At 55.6% G+C, this 586-nt stretch carries 1 pseudogene; it reads right to left on the bottom strand.

The features are described 5' to 3' along the window. Positions 1–142, bottom strand: a pseudogene (locus tag HV670_RS30400) (IS30 family transposase); the annotation flags it as partial. Positions 143–586 lie beyond the last annotated feature (444 nt).

The raw sequence follows: 586 nt of genomic DNA, 5'->3' as shown, positions 1-586 counted from the left end.
ATTTGGCAGCATGTTTAATTAGCGCATTGACTACCGTCTCAGTATCTTTGCGATCGACCTTTACGAGCATCACAAACCGAGTCTGGCGTTCGACGAGTGTTGCGATCTGACTGTTTGCGCTGCCGAAGAGCAAGTCTCCTTCCTGCGCCAGCGCTCCCACATCAACGCCTTCTGCGTCTCACTGTAATAGATTCGCGGTCTCTGCTTCATCTGCAACACTCCCGCTGCTTACGTAGCTTCTATTGTGTTGCATCGACCGGTTGAATCCGCAAGGTACAACGGCCGTTCCATTTTCTGGTTCGTCCGGCAGACCATCGGCCATACCCGCCGTTCGCGTTCGATCAACTACGGTCGTCGCGAGCGGCCGCTTTCGGAATTCACGAACGGGCAACTTTTCGAGCCGTGGCCGTCCTTTACTGAACGCCCGCGAGCGCGTGATAGTTTGCTGTAACGGACGTTCGCGAACGCCAATCTTCGTATGCGGCCGGCGAACCCATCTTGAAGTCGATGGGCAATCGAATCAGTTCGATGCCGATGGTCGCCACTGATGCGGCAGCAGCTCTTCGATACGACTGGCCGCATGCGT

Origin of the sequence: Pararobbsia alpina, from assembly GCF_902859895.1 — a bacterium.
In the GTDB taxonomy this organism is placed as follows: Bacteria; Pseudomonadota; Gammaproteobacteria; order Burkholderiales; family Burkholderiaceae; genus Pararobbsia; species Pararobbsia alpina.
The sequence above is the reverse complement of the archived record's forward strand: the minus strand, read 5'-3'. Positions and strand labels throughout refer to the sequence as shown.